This is a genomic window from Streptomyces sp. NPDC001093, from assembly GCF_040298985.1.
In the GTDB taxonomy this organism is placed as follows: domain Bacteria; phylum Actinomycetota; class Actinomycetes; order Streptomycetales; family Streptomycetaceae; genus Streptomyces.
In genome coordinates, this window is the sequence record NZ_JBEPBF010000121.1 from 24,092 (window position 1) to 31,516 (window position 7,425).

The 7,425-nt window shown below is 73.4% G+C and carries 5 protein-coding genes; 1 reads left to right on the top strand and 4 read right to left on the bottom strand.

Translation table 11 applies throughout. The features are described from left to right. The first annotated feature begins 43 nt into the window (after positions 1-43). Positions 44-517 (top strand): flavin reductase family protein, encoded by a 474-nt coding sequence (locus ABT288_RS39155; RefSeq protein ID WP_351618547.1) that lies wholly within the window; start codon positions 44-46, stop codon positions 515-517. Between the two features lie 279 nt (positions 518-796). On the opposite strand, the gene ABT288_RS39160 is transcribed toward ABT288_RS39155, so the two are convergent. The 4 genes from ABT288_RS39160 to ABT288_RS39175 form a co-directional block, all read right to left on the bottom strand. Then, a complete protein-coding gene (locus ABT288_RS39160) occupies positions 797-3,229 on the bottom strand; it encodes a SpoIIE family protein phosphatase (RefSeq protein WP_351618533.1) in 2,433 nt (810 codons plus the stop codon). A gap of 182 nt (positions 3,230-3,411) precedes the next feature. After that, the gene (locus tag ABT288_RS39165) at positions 3,412-3,792 is read right to left on the bottom strand and encodes a hypothetical protein (RefSeq protein ID WP_351618535.1); all 381 of its coding nucleotides are present in this window, start codon (positions 3,790-3,792) and stop codon (positions 3,412-3,414) included. Positions 3,793-4,237: 445 nt separating this feature from the next. Next, positions 4,238-5,155: a MurR/RpiR family transcriptional regulator gene (locus ABT288_RS39170; RefSeq protein WP_351618538.1), complete on the bottom strand. Its 918-nt coding sequence runs from the start codon at positions 5,153-5,155 to the stop codon at positions 4,238-4,240. Between the two features lie 78 nt (positions 5,156-5,233). Beyond that, complete coding sequence (locus ABT288_RS39175) at positions 5,234-7,249, bottom strand: phospholipid carrier-dependent glycosyltransferase (protein WP_351618550.1); 2,016 nt, start codon at positions 7,247-7,249, stop codon at positions 5,234-5,236. Positions 7,250-7,425 lie beyond the last annotated feature (176 nt).

A 7,425-nucleotide genomic window follows, 5' to 3' on the forward strand; every position in this document is an offset into this window, starting at 1 on the left:
TGTCGGCTCGGGGGAAGGCGCTGCCGACGCCACGCGCGGTTCCATGAGCGGCTTCTTCGGCCGGCTGAATCCTGACATGTGCGTGGTCACGGCCGTGGCCGAGGGCCAGCGGGCCGGGTGTCTGGTCGGCTTCGCCTCGCAGTGCTCCGTGCGGCCGCCCCGGTTCACCGTCTGGCTGTCCAAGGCCAACCACACCTACCGCGTCGCCCGGGCCGCACAGCACCTCGCCGTCCACCTGCTCACCCGGGACCAACGGGACCTCGCCGAACTCCTCGGCGGCGAGACCGGCGACAAGATCGACAAGTTCGCGCGCCTGGACTGGACCGAGGCGTACGGCGGTGCGGTGGTGCTGAGGGACACGGCGGCCTGGTTCGTCGGCACCATCCTCCACCGCACCGACGGCGGCGACCACGTCGGTTTCGTCCTGGACCCGGTGCAGTGGGGCGAGGGGCGCGGCGGGCCGCTGCTGCGCATGTCCGACGCGGCCGGTATCGAAGCCGGTCACCCCCTGGAATGAGCGGATTCGAACACCGGGCAACACCCCGGCGATGGGCATTGCCCCGGCGGTGGCCCCGGCCTCATCATGGGCAGCCTGCGGCCCACGGCCGCGCGTTCCGCCGCACCACGAACGAAGGCCAGCTCGATGACCGGCTCCCGCATTCCGGGCCTGCTCGTGCCCGCTGTCTTCCTGCTGGCCCTGGTCGTCGGGGTGTTCTGGTACTGGCGGCACCGGGACGACGACTGATCCCGGCCTCGCCCCCGGCTGACCGCCACCGGGCCACGGCGCCACCGGACGCTAGTCGTCCGTGCCCGGCGCGTCCGCCCCGTTCGTCACGTCCCCCAGCGGCAGCCTGATGTCGAGCACACACACATCGTCCCGGCCCTCGTCCGCGAGCATCGTGGCGAGCAGCGCGTCCAGCGAGCCGGACCCGCCGCGTTCAGGGGCGCGCACCGCTTCGGCCAGCCGGTCCAGGCCCGCGTCGAGGCTCTCACCGGGGCGCTCGACCAGGCCGTCGGTGTACAGCAGCAGCCGGTCCCCGGGCTCGAGACGGAGCTCCGCAGCCTCGAAGACGGGGGCCAGGCTCGCGCCGAGCAGCATGCCGCCGGGCCGGTCGAGGTAGCGCACCTCGCCGTGGCGCACGAGCAGCGGCGGCAGATGCCCGGCCTGCGCCCAGGCGAGAAGGCACCGGCGGGGGTCGTAGCGGGCGATCACCATGGTGGCAGTGGTCTGGGCGTCGCGGGAGTGCAGCAGCAGGTAGTTGAGCCGCGCCAGCGCCCCGGTCAGCGAGGAGCCGGTGGTGACCATGCCCTTGGCGGTGAACCTGAGCTGGGCCATCGTGGCCACGGCGTCGATGCCGTGGCCCCCCACGTCACCGACCACGAACAGGGCGTCCTCGTCGGGCAGTTCGAGGGCACTGAACCAGTCGCCGCCGACATTGATGCCGGACTGGGCGGGCAGATACGCGACCTCGACGCGCAGCCCGGCCATCCGCACCGGCTTGCTCGGCAGCGGCAGCAGGGCCTGCTGCAGCCGGGCGGCCAGGGCCCGCTCGGCCTGCAGGATCCCGCGCTGCAGCAGCATCGCCCGCTCGCTCTCCACCAGCGCGAGTTCCGCGCTCCGCTGCCGGGTGAGGTCCTGGACGAAGCCGTGCACCTCCACGGTGGTGCCGTCCTGTGCCGTGACGGCCTCCGCGACCAGCCGCAGATGCCGCACTCCCTCGGTCGTGTCGATGCGGAACGGCACGTCGAACGGCCGGGCGTGGCGGATCAGTTCGGCGATCGCGTGGGTGAGCGGGCCCGCGTCCTCCGGCAGGGCGAAGTCCGGCAGCCGTTCCAGAGCCAGCGGCGGCTGCGCGGGGGGCCGGCCGAGCACGGAGTACGTCTGCTCGGACCAGGCGATCTCCCGGGTGATCAGGTTCCAGTTGGCCCAGCCGAGGTTGCCGAGCCGCTGCACGTCGGCCAGGCGCTGCTCCTGCCGCTCCGCGGGGTCGTGCCGCAGCCAGGTGACCAGCAGGCCCTCGCCCAGCGGGGCGGCCCGCACCGAGTAGGTGGCGGTGACGGGCACCTCGCCCACCACGTCCGGGTAGACGAACGGCTCGCTCTCGAACGGCACCCCCGTCTCCAGGGCCTGCAGATAGCCCTGCCACAGCGGCTCGCCCGCGACGGACGGATAACTCTCCAGGACCTGCCTGCCCACCATCTCCCGGCCGGTCCGGCCGAAGACGTCGACCGCTTCCGAGGTCGCGGCCCCGATGCGGTAGTCCTCCACCGCGCCGGAGGCGGAGCGCAGCGGGGTCAGCAGGATCGCCGCGCCGGGCAGCGCGTCGAACACCGCCTGCACGGTCCGGGTGACGCCGTCGCCGGTGCGTTCCTGGGCGGAGTCGAAGGCGCGCAGCCGGCCCGCGCACAGCCGGGCCACGGCCCGCAGCAGCTCCCGTTCGCGCGGCCGGAACGCCCCGCCCCGCCGGCGCAGCACGCCGAGGGTGACATACGCGGTGTCCCCGGCCGGCATGGGCAGCCACGCCCGGCTGGGCCAGCGTTCGTTCGAATCCCCGATCAGCAGATACCGCTCGCGGTCCCCGACCGGGTCCTCCAGCCACTGCGCTTCGCCGGACCGCAGGGCCTCGAGCGCGACCACGCCGGTCACCGGGGGCAGGTACCGCCACTGTGCGGCGAGGGTGGCGTCCACTCCGGCGTGCCCGATCAGCTCGAGCCCGCCCTCGGGCAGCCGCTCGTACAGCATCACGGCGTCGGCGTCCGTCTCGGGCGCGAGGTGGTCCAGCAGGCAGTGGGCCAGTTCGTGCGGGGTGCCGACGCGGACCAGGTCGCGGCCGATGTGCCTGAGTACGTTCGCGAGCTCCACCGTGCCGGTGGGGGCGACCTGCCAGGAGCCGGCGAGCGGACGTCCTGCGGGGGACGGCGGTGTGCCGGCGGGCTGCTCCCGCGGCGGCAGGGTGCCCAGGGTCAGCCAGCACTGTTCGAGGAGTGTGCGGTTGCCGTCCGCGGCCCGCTGCAGCAGCTGCTCGTGCGCGGCTTCCGGGCTGCATCCGGTGACGGCCATGAGCACGCCCTTGGCCCGCTCCAGGACCGCCGAGGTGGCGGCCAGATCCCGGAGCCGTTCCATCTCCGCGCGCTGCCGGGCCACGACTTTGGCCAGCGCCGCCAGATCAGCGCCGGTGGTATCCACCGGGTGCACGGGCTCGCTCGTCACGCGACGAGCATGGCACATCCGGGACCGCTCGATCACTCCTGTGCCGGATCCGGTTTCATGGAAGATTCACACGAGCTTCGTACGACCGCCCGAAGGCGGGCGCGAGTCGTCCGCACGAACCTCGCGCGACAGGGGCGAACGGCGGGCGCCGGCGACCGGCGGAGCCAGTGGCGGCCGATGGGCCGGTGACGGCCGTGGGATCAGCGGCCCGTGCCGCGGCCGGCCAGGGCCTCGCTGACCGCGCGGACGCTGCGGGCGATGTGCTGCAGCTGCAGGACCTCGGCGGCGTACAGCTTGATCGTGTGCTCGATGACCGACTCGGGCAGGCCGAGCATCGGCAGCTCGGACCGTGCGGTCTGCAGCGCTGTCCGGGCCACCCTGATCTCCTGCTGGACCTGCAGCTGGGCGTGCCGGGCGAGCAGGACGGGGTGGCGGATCAGGGCCGGATAGCTGGCGTAGCGCGCGGGGATCAGCTCGCGCAGCCACTTGGCCGCCGAGCGCTCCCAGTCGTACGAGCCCGGCGTCTTGACCTGGCAGGGCCAGTCGGGGCTGATACGGGTGCTGGTCAGGGGCATGGTCATCGCTTCCGGTGTGCGGCGTCGTGAGGGTGGTCCGACGGGTGCGGGGCGGCCCCGGCCTAGGGGATGGCCGGGGCCGCCACGGGCGCGTCGCGCAGACGGCGCGCCCCGGTACACCCCGGGCGCCGACGTGGGTAGGGGACGGCGGCTCGGGGTGTCCGTGCGGGGGCCCCGGGCGTCGGAAACCGGCGCTGCGCGGTGACTTGCGTACGCATGGGCGGTCCGTCGGCTTTCTCGGGGCGGTGTGCGAGCGGTGAGTCCGCAGGTGCGGAACGTGCCAGGAGTGGGCCGGGCGCGATCCGTGAGCAGTATTTATATATGCCGTCCGGTTTGCAAGACGTATGAAAACATTCATGCGTGATTTGTCGTGGATGATCCCCGTCCAGGGCAGGAGAGACCGCAAGATCTTCACCGCGACCGGCGCCGCAGGTGCGGGAACGCGCGGGATTCAGTCCTTCATGAAGAACTGGTGCTGGTCGGAGAGCTGTTCGTACTTCTCCAGGCGGGCCTGGGTCCGCTCCGGATCGGCGTCGGTCATGGCCTGCAGCAGTGCGGCGGCCATCACACCCGGCGCGGCGTAGGAGTCGAACACCAGCCGTGAGCCGGTGCCGGTCGCGAAGGTGACGTCGGCCTCGTCGGCCACCGGCCCGAGGGCGAGGTCGGTCACCAGGGCGACCTTCAGACCGGCGCCGCGGGCCACCCGGACGGCCTGCAGCGTCTCCTGGGAGTGCCTCGGCATGGCGAAGGCCAGCACCCAGGTGCCACCGGCCTCACGGCACTGCAGCAGGGCGTCGTAGGCCACGCTGCCGCCCCGCGTGACCAGCCGCACGTCGGGGTGGATGCGGCGGGCGGCGTAGCCGAAGTACTCGGCGAGCGACTCCGAGATGCGCAGGCCCAGCACCGTCAGCGGGGTGGAGCGGGACAGCTCGCGGCCGACGCGGATGATCTGGTCGGGGTCGGCGAAGTCGCGCCGCAGGTTCTCCAGGTTCTCGATCTCGGCGTCGACGGCCGCCTGCAGTTCGTTGGCCCGGTTCTCCTCGCCCGGTCCGCCGGCCAGCGTGCTCAGCGCGATCGACTGCAGCCGCTCGCGCAGGGCGGGGTAGCCGCTGAAGCCGACGGCGGCGGCGAAGCGGGTGACCGAGGGCTGGCTGACCCCGACCCGGTCGGCCAGCTCGGTGATGGACAGGAACGCGGCCTCGGTGATGTGCTCGATCAGGTACTGGGCGATACGCCGCTGCCCCGGCGACAGACGGGGGCCGTCGAAGAGTTCCCTGAGCCGGGAGGTCGGGGCGGCCTCGGCCGCGGGCACGGTCTTGCCGGACGTGATCGCTGATGCCTGGGCTCGTGCCTGCTGCGGCGAGGGCACCGGTCCGCCTCCATTGTCTGCCACAAGCACTCAACATAGCTCACCCACCGTCAGGAACAGCGGGTTGAGCAGGAGGTTTCAGCGCCGGAAGAGGCTGATGGAATGGCCCACGTCACCGGCCGGACGGCTGCTGCCGACCAGCTCGGCGAGCCGTCCGCGCGCCTTGGCGAGCACGGAGTCCGAGACCACCAGGAGCCCGTGCACCCGCTGCGGCGGCACCGTGCGCGGATCGGCGGCGTGGATGCCGTAGTACGAGGGCACACCGCTGCCCTTGTAGACCAGCCACACCCGCTCGCCCGGATACCGCTGCCGGAGCCGGTCGGCGAGCCGGCCCAGGTCCTGTCCCCAGTCCACGTTGGAGTCGTGCAGCAGCCGGTGGGTGCGGGCGGGGCCGCCGAAGGCCTCGTTGGAGTACGGCAGGTAGCAGGGGAAGGTCCGCAGCGAGCTCACGGCCGTGAACAGCACCAGCGCGGCCACCGCGGCGGCCGTCCACCGCCGGCCGGGCCGGGGCACACAGGCCGCCGCCACCGCCAGGAACATCGGCACGAACAGCGCGTACCGCGTCCCGAAGTCCCGCGACCCCGTCATGGCCGCCGCGAGCAGCACCCCGGGCGGCAGCAGCACATACGGCGCCGCGGGCCGCAGCCGCCGTACCGCCACGACCGCCACCGCACCCGCCGCGCCCAGCGCCAGCAGCCCGAGCGGCGTCTTCACCAGCAGGGCGGCCGGAAGGTAGTACCAGAGCGAGCCGGTGTACAGGTGCCCGAACAGATAGCCCTGCCACGGGTAGTCCTCCAGCCCGAACTGCACCCGCATGCCCGCCCGGTAGGCGTCTGGCACCGGCAGCAGGTCCACCAGCCGGCCGCGCAGCCCGTGCAGGGCCGGGACCGGTTCGGCGGGGGAGAACCGCAGGCCGGGATCGACGGCGAGATACGCGGCCCAGACGACGACGAGCGCCACCAGCCCCACGACGACCGCGCCGGCGAGGGCCGACAGCGCCGTCCGCCGCCGGTCGCCGGGGTCGCCCGCGAGGGCGGAGCGGGCCGTGCGACGGCGCGGATCGGCCAGGGCCGTGAGAGCGGACAGAACCCGCCGGGCCCGACCGGTGCGGGTATGCGGCCCGCCGGTCGGAAGGGCGTCCCCTTCCCGGCCGTCGTCCCTTGTGTCCGGCCCGTCGGTGTGCCGTGCCCGCTGCTTTCGGCTGTCGCCCGTCTCGGGTCCGTCGCCCTGCGGTGGGCGCTGTTGTCGGTCGTGGTACGTGTCCGGCCCGTCGGTGTGCGCTGCCTGACGTTTCCGACCGTCACCTGTGTCCCGCCCGTCGGTTCGCGGCGCCTCCCGGTCCCGGCCGGGGCTCGTGTCAGGGCGCGCGCCGGCCGGGTGCCTGTCCCGCTCCCGGTCGATGTCGGTGTGCGGTCCACGCCTTGGACGTGCGCCCCGTCCCCGGCCCGGTTCCGCGTCCGGACGGTCCCCCGGCTGCAGTCCCGGTCCCCGGCGCGCCGCCAGGACGGACACCGCCGCCAGCACCATCAGCACCGGCACCGCAGGCAACGCGCTCATCTTGGTCGCCACGGCCGCGCCGAGTGCCGCCCCGGCGAGCGGCAGGTACAGCCCGGGCCGTCGCCGCGCCCGCCACACCAGCCAGGCCGACGTCAGCACGAACCCGGCCGTCGGCACGTCCAGCGTGGCCAGCGAGCCGTGGGCGATCAGATCGGGCGAGAAGGCGTACAGCGCGAGGGCCACCAGACCGCCCGCCGTGCCCGTCAGTTCACGGGCGAACGCGAAGGCGACCAGCCCGAACAGCAGCGTCAGCACGATCACCGGAAGCCGCGCCCACAGCATCACCCGCCAGGGGTCGTTGCCCGATTCGTACAGCAGATGCCGGCCGACATCCCCTTGGGTGCCGGTGTACGAGGGGTCGTAGTGCGGGTCGGCCACCGCCACCCCCAGCGCGATCAGCAGCTTGCCGAGCGGCGGATGCTCGGGGTTGTAGCGGATCCGGTGCTCGTGCAGATAGTCGGTGGCGGTCGCGACGTACACCGGCTCGTCGATGGTCGGGGTCTGCTGGACGGCTGTGGTGACCATCGCCGCGGCCATCTGGGCGAGCAACAGCGCGGCGAGCAGGGGCACCAGCCACCGCCGGTGGCGGCGCAGCCAGGCGTACGGGCGGCCGGGGGAGGACCGTTGTCCCGGGCCAGGGATACCTCGGCCTCATGCACCCCCTGCTGCTGCGGGATCTCTGGCGTGCCATGGGGCGTGCCGAGGCCGTTCAC